Origin of the sequence: Paenibacillus tianmuensis (assembly GCF_900100345.1) — a bacterium.
In the GTDB taxonomy this organism is placed as follows: domain Bacteria; phylum Bacillota; class Bacilli; order Paenibacillales; family NBRC-103111; genus Paenibacillus_G; species Paenibacillus_G tianmuensis.
Genome location: NZ_FMTT01000017.1, coordinates 26,563 through 47,431, shown reverse-complemented (window position 1 = coordinate 47,431; position 20,869 = coordinate 26,563). Strand labels below are relative to the sequence as shown.

The 20,869-nt window shown below is 53.6% G+C and carries 22 protein-coding genes; all 22 read right to left on the bottom strand.

Annotated elements, in window-relative coordinates:
* Window positions 1–56: 56 nt before the first annotated feature.
* The 22 genes from BLO51_RS13175 to BLO51_RS13070 all read right to left on the bottom strand — a co-directional run bounded on the left by BLO51_RS13175 (window position 57) and on the right by BLO51_RS13070 (window position 20,825).
* Window positions 57–2,576 (bottom strand): S8 family peptidase, encoded by a 2,520-nt coding sequence (locus tag BLO51_RS13175; RefSeq protein ID WP_090672283.1) that lies wholly within the window; start codon window positions 2,574–2,576, stop codon window positions 57–59.
* Between the two features lie 204 nt (window positions 2,577–2,780).
* On the bottom strand, window positions 2,781–4,298 hold the full coding sequence (locus tag BLO51_RS13170) for an NADH-quinone oxidoreductase subunit N (RefSeq protein WP_090672280.1): 1,518 nt from the start codon (window positions 4,296–4,298) through the stop codon (window positions 2,781–2,783).
* Between the two features lie 4 nt (window positions 4,299–4,302).
* Window positions 4,303–5,934 carry a complex I subunit 4 family protein gene (locus BLO51_RS13165; protein ID WP_090672277.1) on the bottom strand — a complete coding sequence of 544 codons (1,632 nt, stop codon included), beginning with the start codon at window positions 5,932–5,934 and terminating at the stop codon, window positions 4,303–4,305.
* Window positions 5,924–7,819: an NADH-quinone oxidoreductase subunit L gene (gene nuoL / locus BLO51_RS13160; RefSeq protein WP_090672274.1), complete on the bottom strand. Its 1,896-nt coding sequence runs from the start codon at window positions 7,817–7,819 to the stop codon at window positions 5,924–5,926. The genes BLO51_RS13165 and nuoL overlap by 11 nt, the downstream gene beginning before the upstream one ends.
* Window positions 7,820–7,937: 118 nt before the next feature.
* Window positions 7,938–8,255, bottom strand: a complete 318-nt coding sequence (nuoK, locus tag BLO51_RS13155) for an NADH-quinone oxidoreductase subunit NuoK (RefSeq protein WP_010499416.1) — start codon at window positions 8,253–8,255, stop codon at window positions 7,938–7,940.
* 3 nt (window positions 8,256–8,258) lie between these two features.
* The gene (locus BLO51_RS13150; RefSeq protein WP_090672271.1) at window positions 8,259–8,786 is read right to left on the bottom strand and encodes an NADH-quinone oxidoreductase subunit J; all 528 of its coding nucleotides are present in this window, start codon (window positions 8,784–8,786) and stop codon (window positions 8,259–8,261) included.
* Complete coding sequence (gene nuoI, locus BLO51_RS13145; RefSeq protein ID WP_090672266.1) at window positions 8,786–9,229, bottom strand: NADH-quinone oxidoreductase subunit NuoI; 444 nt, start codon at window positions 9,227–9,229, stop codon at window positions 8,786–8,788. Before nuoI ends, BLO51_RS13150 begins: the two co-directional genes overlap by 1 nt.
* A 45-nt stretch (window positions 9,230–9,274) precedes the next feature.
* Window positions 9,275–10,282: an NADH-quinone oxidoreductase subunit NuoH gene (gene nuoH / locus BLO51_RS13140; protein WP_090672263.1), complete on the bottom strand. Its 1,008-nt coding sequence runs from the start codon at window positions 10,280–10,282 to the stop codon at window positions 9,275–9,277.
* Window positions 10,282–11,385: an NADH-quinone oxidoreductase subunit D gene (locus BLO51_RS13135; RefSeq protein ID WP_090672260.1), complete on the bottom strand. Its 1,104-nt coding sequence runs from the start codon at window positions 11,383–11,385 to the stop codon at window positions 10,282–10,284. The genes nuoH and BLO51_RS13135 overlap by 1 nt, the downstream gene beginning before the upstream one ends.
* 6 nt (window positions 11,386–11,391) lie before the next feature.
* Entirely contained in the window at window positions 11,392–12,165 is a 774-nt protein-coding gene (locus BLO51_RS13130) for an NADH-quinone oxidoreductase subunit C (RefSeq protein WP_090672257.1), read from the bottom strand.
* A complete protein-coding gene (locus tag BLO51_RS13125) occupies window positions 12,162–12,680 on the bottom strand; it encodes a NuoB/complex I 20 kDa subunit family protein (protein ID WP_090672255.1) in 519 nt (172 codons plus the stop codon). The genes BLO51_RS13130 and BLO51_RS13125 overlap by 4 nt, the downstream gene beginning before the upstream one ends.
* Window positions 12,665–13,030, bottom strand: coding sequence for an NADH-quinone oxidoreductase subunit A (locus BLO51_RS13120; protein ID WP_090672252.1), 366 nt, complete (start codon window positions 13,028–13,030; stop codon window positions 12,665–12,667). The genes BLO51_RS13125 and BLO51_RS13120 overlap by 16 nt, the downstream gene beginning before the upstream one ends.
* Before the next feature lie 243 nt (window positions 13,031–13,273).
* A complete protein-coding gene (locus BLO51_RS13115) occupies window positions 13,274–13,681 on the bottom strand; it encodes a F0F1 ATP synthase subunit epsilon (protein WP_090672249.1) in 408 nt (135 codons plus the stop codon).
* Between the two features lie 134 nt (window positions 13,682–13,815).
* Window positions 13,816–15,222, bottom strand: coding sequence for a F0F1 ATP synthase subunit beta (gene atpD, locus BLO51_RS13110; protein ID WP_090672245.1), 1,407 nt, complete (start codon window positions 15,220–15,222; stop codon window positions 13,816–13,818).
* Window positions 15,223–15,442: 220 nt separating this feature from the next.
* On the bottom strand, window positions 15,443–16,300 hold the full coding sequence (atpG, locus tag BLO51_RS13105) for an ATP synthase F1 subunit gamma (RefSeq protein WP_090672242.1): 858 nt from the start codon (window positions 16,298–16,300) through the stop codon (window positions 15,443–15,445).
* A 154-nt stretch (window positions 16,301–16,454) separates the two neighbouring features.
* Window positions 16,455–17,969 carry a F0F1 ATP synthase subunit alpha gene (gene atpA, locus BLO51_RS13100; protein WP_090672239.1) on the bottom strand — a complete coding sequence of 505 codons (1,515 nt, stop codon included), beginning with the start codon at window positions 17,967–17,969 and terminating at the stop codon, window positions 16,455–16,457.
* A 16-nt stretch (window positions 17,970–17,985) separates the two neighbouring features.
* Window positions 17,986–18,537, bottom strand: coding sequence for a F0F1 ATP synthase subunit delta (locus tag BLO51_RS13095; RefSeq protein ID WP_090672236.1), 552 nt, complete (start codon window positions 18,535–18,537; stop codon window positions 17,986–17,988).
* A complete protein-coding gene (gene atpF / locus BLO51_RS13090; RefSeq protein WP_090672435.1) occupies window positions 18,534–19,019 on the bottom strand; it encodes a F0F1 ATP synthase subunit B in 486 nt (161 codons plus the stop codon). The genes BLO51_RS13095 and atpF overlap by 4 nt, the downstream gene beginning before the upstream one ends.
* A 91-nt stretch (window positions 19,020–19,110) precedes the next feature.
* Window positions 19,111–19,332 (bottom strand): F0F1 ATP synthase subunit C, encoded by a 222-nt coding sequence (gene atpE / locus BLO51_RS13085; protein ID WP_090672233.1) that lies wholly within the window; start codon window positions 19,330–19,332, stop codon window positions 19,111–19,113.
* A 93-nt stretch (window positions 19,333–19,425) separates the two neighbouring features.
* Window positions 19,426–20,196, bottom strand: coding sequence for a F0F1 ATP synthase subunit A (atpB, locus tag BLO51_RS13080; RefSeq protein WP_090672230.1), 771 nt, complete (start codon window positions 20,194–20,196; stop codon window positions 19,426–19,428).
* 26 nt (window positions 20,197–20,222) lie between these two features.
* Complete coding sequence (locus tag BLO51_RS13075; RefSeq protein ID WP_090672227.1) at window positions 20,223–20,588, bottom strand: ATP synthase subunit I; 366 nt, start codon at window positions 20,586–20,588, stop codon at window positions 20,223–20,225.
* On the bottom strand, window positions 20,589–20,825 hold the full coding sequence (locus BLO51_RS13070) for an AtpZ/AtpI family protein (protein ID WP_054977492.1): 237 nt from the start codon (window positions 20,823–20,825) through the stop codon (window positions 20,589–20,591).
* Window positions 20,826–20,869 lie beyond the last annotated feature (44 nt).

The window sequence follows — 20,869 nt, the reverse complement described above, 5'->3', positions numbered from 1 at the left end:
TCACGGAAGTGTCCCGCCGATCCGGAAAAAGCCGTATTAGCCGCTTCCGGGCCCGGTTATTTCAGAATCCCCATCAGCAGCTGGACGAATTCGGCCCGGGTCGCCTGCTGCTCGGGCCGGAACGAGCCGTCCGCATAGCCGCCGACCAGTCCTTCGGCTTTCATCTGCTTGAGCAAAGCGGTGCCCCAATACTCTTCATCCACGTCGGTGAACGGAAGGGCGCCTCTTCGTTTGCCCGCCATGTTCATGCTGCGTGCCAGCATCGCCGTCATCTCCATGCGAGTAACCGGCTGGTCCGGCGCAAACGTCCGATCCGGGTAGCCTTCGATAATACCCGCCTGTGTCGCCCGGGCCACATGATCGTAGGACCAATGCGTCTCCGGCAAATCGGAGAAGCTGACCGCTCTTTGCTTCGACAGCCGGAACGCCCGAGAGATAACCGCCGTCGCTTCGGCGCGAGTAATCGGGCGATTGGGCTGGAACGTATAGTTGTCGTATCCGTCAATGATCTGTTTGCCGGTCAAATTCAAGATCGCATTTTGCGCCCAATGCCCTCGAATATCCGTATAGCCGCCGATCAGCGGCTTGGCGTTAACGAGCAGTTGATACATACGGTTATCGAATGGACGGTTTGAAGTCAGCTTCAGATAGTACGTCCCCGGCTTGAAACGGCCGGACAACTCCTGCGAGTCGGATGAGCTGCTGTTCATCGAGGTTGACATCGAATTCATCGACCCGTCGTATAAATGCATATACATGCTCACGCCGGAAGGAATGTCGCTAAGTCCGACCCGAACGAAGCTTTCCTCTTCTACCTTGAACTGGAACCAGTCCACGTCGTCCGACTTATCGAGCAGGCCGTTATATGGAGTATCCATTGAGATAACTGTCGCCTGATAAGAGCGGTTGTTCGGTTCGTTCGGATCGATCAGCTTCGCATCGTACTCGATCGCGAGCGTATATTCGCCAACAACCGGGTTCGTATAATCCTTCACGTTGTTCACCCGAATGTAGTAGGTGCCCGGAAACACTTCGGGCAAGGAGTACGACTCCGTTGCGCCGTCGTCTCCTTTGTCGATCGTCACCGACTTCTCTCCTTGCTTTTGAACGAGAAGCACCGGGTCGATTCGCGCCGTATCGGTCGTCACATGAATACGCAACGAACCAGTTTGCTGAACCGGGAATTCGTACCAGTCCACATCGTTGTATTGGTGAAACGTCCCCTTGACCTTCACGCTCCGGGAAGGCAGCACGAACGCTTTGAACTGGCGGTCGTTGTCTTCGTACGGATCGCGGTAAATGTCAAAGGAAGTCGTCAGTCCGTAAGGCGTCTCCACTTTACGGTTGCGGTCGCTAAGCTGTAGTTGAAAATAGCTGCGCCCTTTCGTTACCTTGAACGGAACCGTCTGGCCCCCTTGCACAGTTTTGGTCGTCAGCACGCCGGAAGCGTCCGTATGCTGCACGTTCACCGACAAGCTGCTATCAAGCTCCAGCGTAACATTTACGCTTCCATCGTAGGAAGCATCCGTAGCAAACCAGTCGTTGTCCGTGCCGTCCAAGAAGGATGCGGTAATTTTTTTACTGATGGAGATCGCCTTGGCCTGATCCTTACGGTTGTTCGGCTCGTACATGTCAGTCAAATAAGGCTCACTGAGCAATCGGTCTACCCGAAGCAAGCCGTAGCCGGTCCGCGGATTCCAACCTTTTCCGGTCAAATCCTCCGCGGTTTGGCGAATCCATTGACGAACCTGATACGCTTTCATCTGCGGATTCCGTCCCCATAGCAACGCAGCCGCAGCCGCGACTTGCGGTGCAGCCATCGACGTCCCGTCGTTCGCTTTGTACGAACCGCCTGCCGCTGTCGTGAACACATCCCAAGGCGCGACGACGTCGACCTCCGGCCCCGTGTTGGACATTTCGTTCACCGTACCGTTGGCATTCACTCCGCCAACCGCGAGGACGGTAGGATACGCCGCCGGATATTTGACGCGGTTGCCTTCGTTGCCCGTAGCGGCTACCAGCAGCACGTCTCTTTCCTCCGCGTACCGTACGATATCGTTCATGTAAGCGGAGTATTTATTGAGGCCGAGCGAGAGAACAACAATCTTGGCGCCATGATCGACGGCATAACGAATCCCTTCGCCGAGCTTCTGCTCGCCGCCGGTCCCGTCCGCTTCAAGCGCTTTGATCGGCATGATCCGAGCATTCCACAGCATGCCGGCAACGCCCCGGTCGTTATTTCCCACAGCACCTATGACACCCGCTACGTTAGTGCCGTGGCCGTTGTCGTCCGCCGGCGGCTGTTTCGGATGAATCAGGTTGACGCCCGGCACCAAATTAGGCTTCAAATCGGGGTGCGCCAAATCCACTCCGGTATCGACGATCGCGATAATCATGCCGCTGTTGCTCTGTGTCACATTCCAGGCTTCGTTCATATGAATTTGCTTGAGGTAAGTTTGCTTGGCGTAGAACGGATCGTCCGCCTCCAAAGCAAAAACCGTACCGGTGCTGATGAGGAAAATCGTGAGGCCTAAGAATGATGAGTATATGGTATGTTTAAGATTTATGCCGTTCATCGCATTCAGAATCCTTTATCATGATTTTTCTTCAGCCTAACCCCATTATCTCATTCTAAGCTTTAAGCCGACTCCCTGCAACTGGAATTGAAAACCTGAGCGAAAAGTTTCACCATTCGGACACATACGCCGAAAAAACCCGCCTTTCCGGTCAAGGAAAAGCGGGTTTTCGCATGGACGAGCGGGACCATATGTCCACCCGGACTAGCTAAATATGAACAAATCCTGCGCAAGCGAGAAGATGCGCTCCAAGTAGCCGAGCACCCAGTGCGGGAACAATCCGAGCACTACGCTCGCCGCTACGCACAGCCACATCGTTACGCCAAGCGGAACGCTCATGCGGATCAGCTGCGCTCCTCCGTCTTCGCTGCGCATGAACATTTGGCGGATCAAGCCGAAGTAGAAGTAGTACGAAACGACGCTCGTTCCGATCATGACGGCCGCAAGCCAGTAATGCTGCGTTTGCAGCGTGCCGAGCAAAATGTACAGCTTCCCGAAGAAGCCTCCTGACACCGGCAGCCCTGCCAAGGACAGCACCAGCAGCACGGTGGCAACAGCCGTTCCCGGCGCACGGTAATACAACCCGGCCAAGCCTTTGATCTCATCGTCGCCCGTCGAGCGTTCGACGATCATCAGCACCGCGAAAATCCCGATGTTCATGAATAGATAGGCGATCAGGTAAAAAGCGAACTCGGCGAAATTCGAGTAATGCATCATCGAGAACTGAATCGCGATCGGCACCATCAAATAGCCGGAGTTGGCGATACCCGAATAGGCGAGCAGCCGCTTCATGTTCGTTTGCCGCAGAGCAATGAAGTTACCGACGATCATCGCGGCCGCCGCCACGACCATCAGCGATAGCAAGACATCCTGATGGAACGGAAGATTCATCAGATCCCCGATCGCATAGACGTTGTACATAAACCGGAACAGAATCGCAAATGCCGCCGCCTTCGACACGACCGCAAGGAAAGCGGTAACCGGCGTCGGCGCTCCTTGGTATACGTCCGGCGCCCACATATGGAACGGCGCCACCGCCACTTTGAAGCCGAACCCCGCAAGCAGCAGGAAAAAGCTTAAATAGACGAGCGGAAGCATTCCATGGGACGCCTGCCCGAGTCCCGCGTTAATCTCCTTGATCACCGTCGAGCCCGTCATGCCATACAAGAAGGACATTCCGTACAGAATGACGGCTGACGATACACCGCCCAGCACAAGGTATTTGAAAGCCCCCTCGTTCGAGCGCTTGTCTTTTTTACGCATGGCTACCAAAATATACGAAGTGATACTGAGCAGTTCCAAGCCGACGAAGATGGTGATCAGATCGCCGGACGAAGCCATAATCATACCGCCAAGCGTTGCCGGCAGAAGCAAATAATAAAATTCGCCGACATGCGGAATTTCATCTTCTTTCACCGAGCCGATGCTCATAAGCGTAATCAGCCCGGCTCCCGTCAGCAGCACCAGCTTCAGGATGGCCGCAAAATCGTCGACCCGGTAGCTGAAGTTCAGCAGCTGCTTCGGTTCCGCAGGATTGAGCTGCCCCGCCGCAAATACAGCGGCGATAATAATGCCCACCAGCGATAGCCAGCCCAGCCAGTTCCGGTTCATTTGACGCGGCAGCAGCAGATCGAGCAGCGACAACACCACAGCGGCGACGACAAGTGTCAGCTCCGGAGCCAGCAGACCCAGATCACTTAGCTCAAGACGTATCGGTTCCACCGGTCTAACCCCCTATCTTCGCAGAAACGCTGTGAATGAATTGATCGAAGCTGCTGACGGTTTGATGCAGCGGATTGCTCAGTACGCCCGGGTAAATCCCGAGCACCACGATGAAAGCGACAAGCGCAATCATCGGAATCGCTTCGATCAGCCGTGCGTCCCGCATCTTCGGCAGCTCCGTCTTCTGCGGTCCGTACGTGATACCGAGCACCCCGCGAAGCACGTAGACCGCGGCCAAAATGATCCCAAGCGCCCCGACGGCCGTAATGATCTTATACTTCTCGAACAAGCCCAGGAAGGCCAGGAACTCGCCGATGAAGCCGGACAACCCGGGCAGACCGAGCGAGGCCATCCCGGCTACGAGCAGAATGCCGGAAATGAACGGCGCCGACTTGGCCAAGCCGCCAAGCTGGTCGAGCTCCGTTGTCTGCGTACGCTCATAGATGCTCCCAACAAGGAGGAACAGCAGCGCCGAGATGAGACCGTGAGAGACGAGTTGGAATATGGCTCCTTCCAGACCGGCCGGGTTAAACGCGGCAATGCCGACTAGCACGATGCCCATATGGCTAATACTGGAGTAAGCCAGTACCAGCTTGAACTCCTTTTGCACGAAGGCCAGAATCGCTCCGTACACGATGTTGATCACACCGAGAATCGCCAGTACGGCAGCCCACTGCACCGCCTGCTGCGGGAACAGCAGAATCCCGAAGCGGATCAGGCCGTAAGCGCCCATTTTCAGCAAAATGCCGGAGTGAATCATAACGATCGACGGCGGCGCTTCCGTGTGTACTTTCAGCATCCACGTATGGAACGGGAAAATCGGCAGCTTGATGCCGAAGGCCACGAGCATCATCAGGAACAGCACCCATTTCATCGTTTCGCTTAAATAGAATGGGTTGCCCTCCAGATCGCCTTGATTCACATACGAATCCGCGCTCTGGAACAGATGCTCCATAATCACGTTGATATCCCCGGAATAGTGAATCGAAATGCCGTTATCCCCCATCGTTTGGCCGAAGCCGGCTGTACTGACGAGGATGAGAAAAGCGATCAGCATAATCGCCGAACCGATTCCGTTATAGATCAAGAACTTGTTCGCCGCCCGCTCCCGGTCCATATACCCCCAAATGCCGATCAAGAAGAACATCGGGATCAGCGTCAGCTCGAAGAAGACGAAGAACAAGAACAGATCCTGCGCCATAAAGACGCCGAACATGCCGGTTTCGAGGAGCAGGAACAAAATAAAATACGATTTCCAGCGCTTCTTGATGTACACCGACGCCAGCGCAGCCATCGTTGCGACAATTGCGGTCAAGAAGACGAGCGGCAGCGAAAGGCCGTCAATGGCCATCGTATACTTAAATTCGAAGAAGTAGGCCGTCAATTGACTGAGTCCCTGCGTCTCTTTGTTCAGCGGAACGAGGATCCACGGTACCTCTTCTCTGAACTGCATGCCTTCGAGATTATGGTTGAACTGCCCGTAAAGCCAGGCGGACAGCACCAGCGGAATAAGTGTCGCGACAATCGCCGTCGCTTTGATCCACTGGCCCTGTGTCTTGGGCATAAACATCAGGATCAGCACACCGATGAGCGGCGAAAAAGCGATGAGCGATAAAATAGGAATACTATCCGACATCGATGAACCTCCTTCCCGCAATGGCCAGTATCAAAATCAACAGCCCGAGCAGCGTGACCAGCCCGTACGATTGCACCTGTCCGTTCTGCATCCGGGACCCGAGACGTCCGAGGCCGGTTACGGTATAGCTGGCCAAGCGCACGACGCCGTCGACCACATAGACGTCGAACAGGTGTAGCAAAGATCCGATTCCCTGAAGCGGACGCACGATGATCGTCTGATACAGCTCATCGATGTAATACTTGCGATTAAGCAACCGGTACAGCCAAGGCGCGCCAGCCGAGACGACATCGGCCGAAATCACGCGTTTGAGATAGACGAGATATCCCAGTCCGATCCCGAGCAAACCGACGACGTTGGACATCACCATGACGAACCAGGAAGCATGCTCTTCTTCTGCATGACCGGTTAGCCACGAGCCCAGCCACGGATTGAACGGTGTGAAGACGAAGCCGGCCACCACGGCAAGGACCGCCAGCACGATAAGCGGGAAGGTCATGGAGCCGGGAGATTCGTGAACCGGACCGTGATTTTCCTTTTGCCGGGATTTGCCCATGAACACCAGAAAGAACAAGCGCGACATATAAAATGCCGTAAAAAACGCTGCGATCAGCCCGACCCAGAACAATCCGGTATGTCCGGTGTTATACGCTTCGGCAAGAATCGCATCCTTGGACCAGAAGCCGGACAGCGGCGCAATTCCGCTGAGCGCAAGCGCGCCAATGGCGAACGTCCACGCCGTAACTTTCATTTTGCTGCCGACGCCGCCCATTTCGTGAATATTCTGCGTGTGCACCGCATGAATGACGCTGCCTGCGCCAAGGAACAGCAGAGCCTTGAAGAACGCGTGCGTGAACAAATGGAAAATGCCGGCCGTATACGCCACGGTCGTGCCGATCCCCAGCGCCATCATCATGTAGCCGAGCTGGCTGACCGTAGAATAGGCCAAGATCCGCTTAATATCGTTCTGCGCCGTACCGATCGTGGCAGCGAAAATCGCTGTGAACGCACCGACCACAGCTACTACCGTCAAAGCAACAGGCGATGCCGTGAAAATGTCGAACGTCCGTGCTACGAGATATACCCCGGCGGCAACCATGGTCGCGGCATGGATCAGCGCACTGATCGGCGTCGGACCTTCCATCGCATCCGGAAGCCACGTGTGCAGCGGGAATTGGCCGGATTTGCCGATGGCGCCGACGAAAATCAAGATGGCAATCCAAGTCGCCATATCGCCGGAAATTTTTCCGCCGGACAGCGCATTATGAATCGAGCTGAAATCGAGCGCATGGTTCGGCATAACCCAGAACAGCAGCAAAATGCCGAGAAACAACCCGACATCGCCGATCCGGGTGACGATGAACGCCTTCTTGGCGGCCGCCCGGGCCTCCGGCTTGAAATACCAAAATCCTATGAGCAGGAACGAGCAGACGCCGACCAGCTCCCAGAATATGTAGAATTGCACCAGGTTCTCCGAGATGACAAGCCCAAGCATGGAGAACGTAAACAGGGCGATATAAGCGAAAAACACGTTAATTCGCTCGTCCCCGTGCATATAGCCTTTAGAATAAATATTAACAAGCAAGCTGACAAAGGTCACGATGACCAGCATGAGCGCATTTAAATTCGTAACCTCGAAGCCCATGTTCAGCGTAACGTTGCCAAGATGGAGCCATTGTAATTTGTTCCACGTGAAATCTTCGACGTTCCCGCCGATCCGTTCCCAGAAAATAAGGACGGACAGCGCGAACGAAGCGAACACGGCCACTATGCTGATATAAACGCCCGTCTCCCGCAAGCTGCGCCCCACCGCCGTTAAAATGAGAAACGACAGCAAAGGGAACAACGGGATGAGCCAAGCGTATTGCGAATAAGCCGATACCATGGGCTTAAGTCCTCCTCCAAGAGATTACCGCAAGCTTGCCTAAGAACACGATCTCTGATTTCCTGTCCGGATCGGATAAGCCTTCCCTGCCTCCGGACAAGCGCCTGCGGAAGCTGCGCTATCGCTTCATCGAGTCCATCTCGTTGACATCCGTTGTTCCTTTGTTGCGGTACAGCGCAATCAGTATCGCAATGCCGACAGCCACTTCCGCCGCGGCCACCGTAATGTTAAACAGCGAGAAAATTTGCCCGGTTAACCCGGGGTTGACGCCCAGCTTGGAAAAAGCGACGAGGTTCAGGTTGACGCTGTTGAGCATCAGCTCGACAGACAGCAAGACAATGACGGCGTGCTTTTTCGATAGCGCCCCATACAATCCGATGCAGAACAGAATCGCTGCCAGCGTCAAGTAAGGCGTAGCCAGTCCGGTAGCTCCCATCCCTCAGTCCTCCTCTCTCTTCGCCACGATGATCGCACCGATGAAAGCGACCGTCAGCAGCACCGACATCAACTCGAACGGGATCACATGGCTGGTAAACAGCAGCTTCCCGATCTCCATCGTATTGTCCTGCATCGACGGGTATTCGCCGGAAGGAAGCTGCGATTGCTGGATCGCGTAGAAGATGATGCCGAACAGTCCTGCCGCCCCGACAAACAACAGTCCGTTATGCCAAGGCCGCTTCGGCTCTTCTTCCTCTTCCTTCGTATGCTTGGTCATCATGATCCCGAAAATCATCAGAATGGAGATGGCGCCTGCATAGATCAAGATCTGAACGACGGCCACAAATTCCGCTTCGAGGACGACATACAGCCCGGCCAAGCTGATGAACGTCAGTGCCACGGCCAAGACCATGTGGACCACTTTGGTGAAGCTGAGCATGAAAATCGCCCCGCCGATGGCAAGCAGCGCACAGATGAAAAACGCGATATTTTCGCCGCGGGACAAAAAGTCGACGATATTTCCGAACATTATTTCGCCCCGCCTTTCGGAAGCGCGGAGTTGTTCTCCTTGCGCACGTTGTGATTGTTCTCGTTCAGCCATTGCAGGTTTTTGAACAAATCGTCGCGGCTGTACGTGCTCAGTTCGAAGTTGTTGGTCATCACGATCGCTTCAGTCGGACATACTTCCGTGCACAGATCGCACAAAATGCATATTTCAAAGTTAATATCGTACGTATCGATTACTTTCCCCTTTTTCTCGGGGTCCGGGTTCGGCTTGCCGACCAGATTGATGCACTCCGTCGGGCAAATGCGCGCGCATTGGTTGCAGACGATGCACTTCTCGGGGTCAAAATGCTGGATGCCCCGGAACCGGTCCGGCATTTGAAGCGGAACGTCGGGATAAGCGTAGGTCACTTTTTTCTGGGTCATGGATTTAAAAGTCACGCCCAGTCCCTTCATGATGCCCTTCATAGTCAATCACCCTTTCATCCTCGGCATCCGGCTGCCGGGTCCTTGTTACATCGCAATCGCCATATAGATGGCCGTTACAAAAATATTAACCAGCGCCAGCGGCAGCAGCACCTTCCAGCCGAGTCCCATCAACTGGTCCACCCGAATCCGGGGCATCGTTGCGCGCAGCCAGAACAGGAAGAATACGATGAACGCAAACTTCAGCAAAAACCAGATGATCCCCGGGATAAAATCGAGGAACGGAAGCGGCGCCTGCCATCCTCCCAAAAACACGGTCGTCGTCAAGCCGGCGATAGCGAACACGTAGACGTATTCGGCAAGCATGAAAAAGGCAAAGCGGAAACCGCTGTACTCGACGTGGTAGCCTGCAACCAGCTCCGACTCGGCCTCAGGCAAGTCGAAGGGCGTCCGGTTCAGCTCCGAAACGGCAGCCACGATAAACACGGCAAAGCCGATAATTTGCGGCAAAAAATTCCAGTGCCAGAACCCGCCCGCCTGACCTTCCACGATCGTACGAAGGTTCATGCTGCCGGACATCATCACGACGCCAACGATGGAGATGACCAGCGGAATTTCATAGCTGATCATCTGGGCAGCAGAGCGCATTCCGCCGAGCAGGGCGTATTTGTTATTGGAAGCCCAGCCGCCGAGCACGATGCCGATGGTCGAGATCCCGGAAAGCGCGACATAGTATAGCACTCCGACGTTCAGGTCGCTGCTGATCAGCCGGTCTGTGAACGGAATGGCCGCAATGACCGTAAACGCGGGAATAAACGTGATGAGCGGAGCGAGGATGAAGAGCTCGCGCTCGGCTTTTTTCGGAATCGTGTCTTCTTTGATCAAGAGCTTGAGTACGTCCGCGACGGTTTGCAGCAGTCCGAGCGGGCCGACGCGGTTCGGGCCGATCCTCATCTGCATCCAGCCGATGACCTTGCGCTCGAAGTAGATTGCATACGTTACAAAGCCAAGCACGATCAAAAGCAGCGCGACGCCCCATGCGAAGAAAATGGCCGTGTTCGTCCATGTTAACGGCTCTTGCAATAAATCCGGCATCAGCTATCCACCTCCCCGACAACGATATCGATGCCTCCGAGAATGGTGATCAGGTTCGTCATCGTTTCGCCGATCAGCAGCTTCGGCAGGATCTGCAGATTGACGAATGACGGTCTGCGGAACTTCAGGCGGTACGGCTTATCTTTTCCTTTGGAAACAATATAGCAGCCGATTTCGCCGCGTGGCGATTCGATACCGGCATACACCTCCCCTTCGGCGGGACGTAGCACACGGGGCACCTTGCCCATGATCTCGCCTTCCGCCGGGAACTGCTCGACCGCCTGCTCCAGAATGCGCAGCGATTGGCGGATTTCCTCCAGCCGCAGCAAATATCTGGCGTAGCAATCGCCACCTGTGCTTACCGGGACGTCGAAATCGAAACGATTGTAAATGCTGTAAGGCTGATCCTTCCGCAGGTCCCAGTTTACTCCCGTACAGCGCAGATTCGCGCCGCTCAGCCCGTAGGCGATAGCCGCCTCCGCGTCGTACTTGCCAACCCCCTTGATCCGGGCCAGAAAAATTTCGTTTCCGCTCACTAACTCGTTATATTGGTCCAGCTTGCCCCTCATGTAAGGAACAAACTCGCGCACCTTCTGAATCCAGCCTTCCGGCGCATCCCACTTGACTCCGCCGACCCTCATATAGTTGTACGTCAGCCGGGCGCCGCACAGCTCGTTGAACAGGTCGATAATAATCTCCCGGTCGCGGAACGCGTACAAGAACGGGCTCATCGCCCCAATATCGAGCAAGTACGTCCCCCACCATACCATATGGCTGGCGACCCGCTGGAGCTCCATCACGATCAGTCGCAAAAACTCTGCGCGCTCTGGGATTTCCAGCTGCATGAGCTTCTCCACAGCATTGACAAGCACGTAATTGTTCGTCATTGCCGATACATAGTCCAGCCGGTCGGTATAGGGGATGATTTGGGTATACGTTAAATTTTCGGCCAGCTTCTCCGTTCCCCGGTGCAGGTATCCCATGACCGGGATCGCTTCCGTGATGATTTCGCCGTCGAGCTTGACGACGATCCGAAACACTCCATGCGTACTCGGATGCTGCGGGCCTACGTTCAGCAGCAGTTCTTCCGTTCTAATGGCCAAACTTCATCACACCTCCGGGTCGAGCGGCTCATAATCTTTGCGCAGCGGGTGACCGACCCAATCGTCAGCCATCATAATCCGGCGCAGGTCGGGATGTCCCGGAAAATCGATGCCGAACAAATCATAGACTTCCCTTTCGTTCCAATCGGCCGTTGGCCAAACGGGAGTCACGGAAGGAATGGACGGCGATTCCCGGTCCGTCTTCACTTTCACGCAATAATTGCGCTTAGTTTCCAATGAGATGATATGGTATGCCACTTCCATATGGGTCTCCATATCGACCCCGGACACATTGCGCAAGTAGTTCAACTTCAGCTCCTCATGCGTCCGCAGCAGCTCTGCCACGCCCGGCCAAGCCTCGGCTTTAACAATAACATAGGGAATATGCCCGTCTTTTTCATTAATAAAAGCTTCTTCGACCGCGTCCGCGCGAAAATCTTTCAATATCGCCACAAGCCGGTCCAGCAGCGGCTGGTTCTGCGACGGCTCCTTCGGCGCCTCGGGCTCCGCCCCTTCCGCTTTCGCGGCGCGCGCGTTCGCCCGCGCGGCTCTCGCCTCGGCGACCGCTTCCCTAACGGGTGCTTGGCTTACGCTTGCTTTCGCCGTATCGCTTGCCTGCTCGCCGGCTGTACCCGCTTTCACTCTATCATTCGCTGGCTGCTCGCTGGAAGCGGATTCCGCTTGATCGCCTGACGGCTTTGTGCTGGCGTCCGCTTTCGCTTGCTTCTGCTCTTCGGCAGCGGCTGCATCAGCTTTTTCTCGCTTTTGCTCCTCGCTCATCGATTGGTCACCTGCTTACCGGTTTTCGCTTCATAGCGGATTTTTTCCTGTAGCTTATTGATGCCGTAGATCAGGGCAGCCGGATTCGGCGGACAGCCTGGAATATATACATCGACCGGAACGACTTGGTCAACGCCCTTCACTACCGCGTACGATTTCACATATGGGCCGCCTGCCGTGGCACAGGAACCCATGGCAATGACCCATTTTGGCTCCGGCATCTGCTCGTACAAGCGTCTTAATAGCGGGGCCATCTTCTTCGTCACCGTACCGGCGACGATCATTACGTCCGACTGGCGCGGGGACGTCCGAAAAATAACGCCGAAACGGTCTAAATCATAATGGGACGCGCCCGTACCCATCATTTCGATGGCACAGCAAGCAAGTCCGAAAGTCATTGGCCACAGCGAATTGCTGCGGGCCCACGCCTTCACCTGCTCCAGCGTCGTCATGAACACGTTGCGATCCAGCTCCTGCCGTTCCTCCGGCGTAATGCTCTCTAAATTGAAGTCCATTGCAGCACCTTCTTCTTCCAAGCGTAGAGTAAGCCTACGATCAGCAGGCCTATAAATATGCACATCTCTACAAGCGCAAACAAGCCTAATTGCTTATAAGCAACGGCCCATGGGTACAAAAATACGGTTTCCACATCGAAGATGACAAACATCAGCGCAAAGAGGTAATACCGGATGTTGAATCGGACATGGCCCGTACCTACCGGCTCGTTACCGCTTTCATAAGTCGTGTACTTTTCCTCCACCGGTTTGTAGGGACGGAGCCAGCGACCGATTGTAAGCGCTGCAATTGGAAGCAATACCGCTAAAAAGAGAAAAATCGTTACGACCACGTAATTGTTCATGTACATCGCGAACGAACCGCCTCCCTTATTATATTGGGTCCCGCCTGTGTCTTACTTCTGCAGGACTGTTGTTAATGTTATGCCTTCCCAATTATAACAAATGCCTTTTGGGGTGTCTAACATTTTCATCTACTTTCACAATGCCTTCATAAGTCGGGAAGCCTAATCCCGTACTTTTCGTATGGCGCCAAGGAAAGATTAGAAAAAAAGACGAAGGAACCGCGCTCCTCCGTCTTTTTGGTTCATTTATTATTTTTTCCCAGAGACGTCAATTCGATTCAGTGCACGCTGCAAAGAGAGTTCGGCCCGCTTGAAGTCGACATGGTCTTGTTTGGCTGGAGACAAACGACCTTGCGCCCGTTCTTTCGCTTTCTGTGCACGATCGACATCGATCTGTTCCGGTAGCTCGGCGCTTTCCGCCAGTATAACCACCTTATCCTTGCGCACTTCCATAAAACCGCCGTTTACTGCGATAACCTCGTCTTTCGACCCGCGTTTTTTCACAGTAATCGGAGCGATCCGTAATGGAGTGACCAGCGGAATGTGATTCGGCAGAATTCCAAGCTCCCCTTCAACGCCCTTTACGACAATCATGTTCGCCTGTTCGGCGTACACTTTACGCTCGGGGGTGACGATTTCCAACAGGAATGTGCTCACTTGGATTCCCCTCCTAAGAGTTTGCCTAGGGGCAAACTACTTCGTAAGCATATGCTGGGCTTTCGTTAAAAAGCCGTTTGTCGCCGAAGCCCGATTCTTTTGCGGAATCGGCGCTTCAGCAACGTTCTATTGCATTACAGCGTTTTTGCCTTTTCGATCGCGTCTTCAATCGTACCTACGTTGTGGAACGCAGGCTCCGGAAGGTTGTCGTGCTTGCCTTCGAGGATTTCTTTGAAGCTGCGGACGGTTTCTTTAACCGGCACGTACAAGCCAGGAATCCCGTTGAACGCCTCGGCCACGTGAAGCGGCTGGGACAGGAACAAACGGAGACGGCGAGCGCGGTGTACGACCAGTTTGTCCTCGTCGGACAACTCGTCCATACCCAAGATCGCGATAATATCGAGCAGCTCTTTATAGCGCTGAAGAATCCGCTTCACGCCTTGAGCGACAGTGTAATGCACTTCGCCGAGAATTTCCGGCGTCAAAATCCGGGAAGACGAAGCGAGCGGGTCTACCGCAGGGAAAATACCGGCGGCAGCGATGCTGCGCTCGAGGTTCGTCGTTGCGTCCAAGTGGGCAAACGCCGTTGCCGGAGCCGGGTCGGTGTAGTCGTCCGCCGGAACGTAAATCGCTTGGATGGAAGTAACGGAACCTTTTTTCGTCGAAGTGATCCGCTCTTGCAGCTGACCCATCTCGGTAGCCAGCGTCGGCTGATAACCTACCGCGGAAGGCATACGGCCGAGCAATGCGGAAACCTCGGAACCCGCTTGGGTAAAGCGGAAGATGTTGTCGATAAACAGAAGCACGTCGCGGCCTTCTTCGTCGCGGAAATATTCCGCCATCGTCAAACCGGACAATGCCACGCGAAGACGCGCACCCGGCGGCTCGTTCATCTGTCCGAACACCATCGCGGTTTTTGAGATAACGCCGGAATCCTTCATCTCGTGGTAAAGGTCGTTCCCTTCACGCGTTCTTTCGCCTACGCCCGCGAATACGGAGATACCGCCGTGCTCTTGAGCGATATTGTGGATAAGCTCCTGCATCGTAACGGTTTTACCTACGCCTGCACCGCCGAAGAGACCGATCTTACCGCCCTTCGCATAAGGAGCCATCAAGTCGATAACTTTAATTCCCGTTTCAAGGATTTCCGCCTTCGTCGACAGGTTGTCGAACGCAGGTGCGGCTTTATGAATCGGGCTGATGTTGGTACGATCAACTTCCGTTGTTCCGTCGATCGGATCGCCAAGCACGTTAAATACGCGACCCAGCGTAGCCGGTCCTACCGGTACGGAAATCGGAGCTCCGGTGTCAACTACTTCCGTACCGCGCACCAGACCGTCCGTGGAAGACATAGCGACACAACGAACCAGGTTGTCGCCGAGATGTACCGCAGCTTCAACCGTCAGGCTGATGTCGTGCTCGCCTTGTTTTTCGGCTTTCTTTTCAATCTTAATAGCATTCAAAATCTCAGGGAGGTGTCCACGTTCAAACTCAATGTCAACGACCGGCCCTGTGATATTCACAACGCGCCCTTTGCTCATGTTTTCCCTCCTCAAAGTTTTGCCGTAGGCAAAACTGCTTCGTAAGCCTTATCTGAGCTTTGCCGGAGGCAAAGCTATCTTCGTAAGCACCACCAAGTTTTGCCTATGGCAAAACTGTCTTCGTAAGCATCCGCTTAAGTTTTGCCGTAGGCAAAACTGCATCGTAAGCATTTATCCGAGCCTTGCCGGAGGCAAAGCCATTAACATACCCTAATTCGATCTAGGCGTGAGCGTTCGCACCGGCGACGATTTCGGAAATTTCCTGGGTAATCGAAGCCTGACGCGCGCGGTTGTAAGACAACGTCAATTCGTTGATCATCTTCGTCGCGTTCTTCGTCGCGCTGCTCATCGCCGTCATTCTCGCACCGAACTCGCTGGCCTTTCCGTCCAGTACCGCACTGTATATGAGCGTCTCGGCATACTTGGGAAGGAGCACTTCCAATACGCCTTCGGCAGACGGCTCATACTCGTAGGCTGCTGTTGTTTCGACAGATACGTCCTCCATCGGGAGAAGGCGTTTGATGGTCGGGATTTGGGTCATCGCATTTTTAAACTGGTTGTAGACCAAAAATAATTGGTCGTACGACCTGTTTTCGAAATTAGCTACCGCCGCAGCGGCAATCGACTTAATATCCGCGAACGTTGGCGAATCGGAAAGCCCGGTGACTTCCTCCAGAAGCGGAACGTTCAACTTCTTGAAAAAGTCTCTGCCTTTGCGTCCGATCACGAAGATCGAATATTCGGCAGGAGAGTTGTGCTTTTCCCGAATTTCCGCCATCACCTTCCGCAACACGTTGGCGTTGTAACCGCCGGCCAGACCGCGGTCGGACGTAATGACCAAATAACCGGTCTTCTTCACCTCGCGGGTTTCGAGCATCGGGTGCTTCACACCCTTCGTTCCCGCAGCGATGCTGCCGACCACTTCCTTCAGCTTATCCGCGTAAGGACGGGCGGATTCCGCCGCTATTTGGGCTCTTCTAAGCTTGGAAGCCGAAACCATTTCCATGGCTTTGGTTATTTGTTTCATGTTTTGCTTGGATCTGATCGCGCGCTTAATCTCGCGCATCCCTTTTGCCATACCTGTTCACCTCTCTTTCGAGGCTTCTCCGCTTGCTTCCGCAGGCCCTGAACGGCCAGAAGCTTCCGCAAGGAAGAACCTTCATCGAAACGCTTGTTTCAGGCCTATCGTAGAGCACCGGGTTTCTTCACCAGATTCCCAGGTTAATGATATATTATTCGGAAACCGAGAAGCTTCTTTTGAACTGTGCGATCTCGTCCGTCAATGCTTTCTCGTTGTCCGCGGTCAAGTCTTTCGTGTCGCGGATGCTTTGGAGAATTTCCGGACGGCTGGAGTCCAAGTATGCCAGGAATTCGGATTCGAAACGAAGCACGTCTTTTACCGGAATATCGTCCAGATGTCCTCTGACAACCGTAAAGAGGGAAGCCACTTGACGGTCCAGACCCATCGGCTGGTTAACGCCTTGCTTCAAAATTTCAAGCGTGCGCTCACCGCGGTTCAAACGGCTTTGCGTCGCTTTATCCAGGTCGGAACCGAACTGTGCGAATGCGGCAAGCTCGCGGTATTGAGCCAAGTCGACACGGAGCGTACCGGCAACTTTTTTCATCGCTTTCGTTTGTGCGGAGCCGCCTACCCGGGATACCGAGATACCGACGTTAACCGCCGGACGTTGGCCGGAGTAGAACAAGTCGGACTCCAAGAAGATCTGTCCGTCCGTAATCGAGATTACGTTGGTTGGGATATATGCGGATACGTCGCCTGCTTGCGTTTCGATAAACGGCAGCGCGGTGATCGAACCTCCGCCCAGCTCGTCGTTCAATTTTGCAGCACGCTCCAGCAAACGGGAGTGCAGATAGAAGACGTCGCCCGGATAAGCTTCCCGGCCCGGAGGACGGCGAAGCAGCAAGGACAGCTCGCGGTACGCGGCCGCTTGTTTGGACAAGTCGTCATAAACGATCAGGACGTGCTCGCCTTTGTACATGAAGTACTCGCCCATCGCGCAGCCCGCATAAGGAGCAAGCCACAGCATCGGGGACGGCTCGGAAGCCGAAGCGGTAACCACGATCGTGTATTCGAGCGCACCTGCTTTACGCAGCTGCTCTACTACGCCGACAACCGTGGATTGCTTTTGTCCGATCGCTACGTAAATACATTTTACGCCGTTGCCTTTTTGGTTGATGATCGTATCGATCGCGATGGCGGTTTTACCCGTCTGACGGTCGCCGATGATAAGCTCGCGCTGACCGCGGCCGACAGGAACCATCGCGTCGATTGCTTTAATCCCGGTTTGCATCGGTTCATGAACCGATTTACGGGCCATGACACCCGGAGCCGGAGACTCGATTGCACGGAAATTCGTCGTGTTGATCGGACCTTTGCCGTCAACCGGTTGACCGAGCGGATTCACGACGCGACCCAGCAGTTCCTCGCCTACGGGAACTTCCATGATGCGGCCGGTACGTTTCACTTGGTCGCCTTCGCGGATGTCGGTATAAGGCCCCAGAATAACGATACCTACGTTGCTTTCATCAAGGTTAAACGCATGTCCCAACACGCCGTTGGGAAACTCGAGCAGTTCGCCTGCCATGACGTTCTCCAAGCCATGAGCACGGGCAATACCGTCGCCGACCTGAATAACCGTACCTACGTCAACCACTTGAATCTCGGATTTATATTGTTCAATCTGCTGCTTAATCAGCGTACTGATTTCTTCCGGTCTGATACTCAAATTCCCTCACCCCTATCTACAGTGCTTGAGATTGATTCAACGTTTTGTGCAGACGCTCCAGCTTGCCCGCCAAACTTCCGTCATACAGACGGTCGCCAATGCGGACTTGAATGCCTCCGAGCAATCTTTTATCGAGAACCGATTCTACACGGATTCGTTTGCCGGTTAATTTGCCGAACGTTTCGGCAATCGTGCCGAGCTCCGTTTCGCTAAGCTCCACTGGCGAGTACACCGTGGCGTTCGCTTGACCGAGCGCATCGCTGGCGATTTTGCTGTAAGCTGTCACGAAAGCTTCCAGAGATCCTTCCCGGCGGCGCTGGATGAGCAGCTTCAGCGTGTTAATAACGACTTCGGATACGTCCGCATCGAATATTTGCTTGATCAACCCGATCTTTACATCAGCCTCGATGCCCGGATGCTTGATGAGCTTGAACAGGTCCGGATTTTCGTTAAAGACCGCAATGACCTTTCCGAGCTCTTGCTCAAATTGAGCAACCCGGTCGGACTCCCTAGCAACATCGAATAATGCCTTGGCGTACCTTTTGGCTGCGATCAGATCCTGGCTCATCGGTTGCCCCCTACTTCTTTCAGGTAGTGTTCAACCAACTCTTCCTGGGACTTCTCGTCAACTTGCTTCTCGATAATTTTGGAAGCGATCATGACGGACAAAGCGCTGACTTGACCGCGAACGGCCGCAATCGCTTTGTTTTTCTCGCTGTCGATATCCTGAAGCGCTTCGTTTTTCAAACGAGCTGCCTCCGATTTCGCTTGCTCCACGATTTCTTCGCCTTGTTTGCCGCCTAATTTGCGGGCTTGCTCGATAATCTCGTGAGCTTCCTTGCGAACATCCTGCATCGCTTGCTTTTGTTCGGCAAGCAGTTGCTCCGCTTCACGGCGATTTTTGTCCGTAGATTCGATTTGCTCAGCAAGCATGCGCTTGCGCGCTTCCATGATTCCCATCAAAGGTCCGAAAGCGTATTTATTCAATAGCCAATACAGGATCAGAAAGGCTACTATTGCGAATACAAAAGATTCCCAGTGCCAACCCATACCACCCATCTATGCCACTCCTTTCAGTCATTTCAGGCAAAACGAAGGCGTGGATGGCTCTTGCCTTCCGCGCCAAACCAATTTCATTCAATTAAGCACCAGCACCGAAGAAGATCAAGAATCCAAGTACGACACCGATAATCGGAACAACCTCGACGATACCTACACCGATAAACATGGTCGTTTGCAGAGTACCGCGGAGCTCAGGCTGACGAGCGATACCTTCTACTGTTTTGCTGACGATCAAACCGTTACCGATACCTGCGCCAAGCGCACCCAAACCGATTGCCAAAGCTGCTGCCAAAAATCCCATTGTTAAAATCCTCCTCAACTAATAACTAATTTTTTTGTTTGATTTCCTTAAATTCGCAAACTGTCACGAAGTGTCACGAAGGTGGGCATCAAATTAATGCTCCTCGTGCACGGTAGCTTGCGAGATATAAACCATGGTAAGAATGGTGAACAAGAATGCCTGAATGCCACCGACGAAAAGACTGAAGCCTTGCCATGCTGCAAGCAGCGGAGTTCCGAAGATCCCGGCCATCAGAATCGTGGCGATCAGCACCTCACCCGCAAAAATGTTCGCGTACAAACGCAGACCGAGCGTCAGAGGCTTCGAAATTTCCTTGATTACATTCAGAGGGAAGAAGAACCAGAACGGTTCGAAGTAATGCTTCAAATAATGCTTGGTATTGAGTTTAAGACCTAAATAATGTGTCAGCACAAATACGATCACAGCTAACCCGAAAGTGACCGATACATCGGCCGTCGGCGATTTCCACCAAGCCACCTCGACTCCGTGACCGCCGTGGGCGCTTTTGATCATCTCCTCGGAAACGACCGTATACCCGAACAGCGTCAGCGGTTGATCATGCGTCGTAACGATACCAAAGGGAAGCCCCAACAGGTTAGCTACGAAAATAAACATAATCAAGGTCATACCTAGCGAAACATAAGGCTTCACTCTGTTTAAAGGCATGGTGCTGGCAACGATGCCATGTACGAACTCGACAACCCATTCCAGAAAATTTTGCATCTTGGAAGGATTGGTGACGGACAGGCTCCTTACGGACAACCTGGCCAGAGTAAACACGATGACGCAAGTGACGATAATCGCCAGAAACGTGGAGATATCGATGTTCAATCCACCGAGCTGCCATACCGGAAATTTATGCATTTTTACATTTCCCTCCTTTCCATGCACTACGATTCATTTCTTCTAAAAAATATACCCATCAGGAGTGTTACCAATTGGACAAAAAATAATCCAATAATGGTAAAAACAAGGTTGAACTGCGGCAGCTTCACGGCGATCATCACTGCGATTAGCGCCATGCACATCCTGGAGACCGTTCCTAAATTGACTCGCTTGCCCATGTACTCGTTTGCATTCCGGGAAACCGATTCAATTTTCATGGCCAAAAGCCAGGCGTTGATCAGGCTGACCGCCAGACCGAGCATCAATCCGCACACGTAGGTCCGGTAAGCCGGTAAGAAGGCCCACACCAGCAGCAAGGCAGACAAAAAATACAGCGTAACACGAACAACAGACTTTAACTGGTTCTTCATTTATTCCCGTTTGTCCTCCAGAAACCGTTTTAGTACCAGTATGACCGTAAAGATACCGATTGCAAAACCAATCAATACCCCGCCGATCAACCAAGCCTTTGTACCGCCACCCCAATGTTTGTCGGCCAAGCTCCCTATGAAATACCCAACCGTTGTGCATACGACAATGTCGATACCCAGAGCGCTGACCAATGCGGCCGCGCGCCAAGGCTGATTGTACGGATCCTTTTCATTCATAGGTGTCACCCTACAATCCTAGTATATTTTATCGAAGCAAAGTC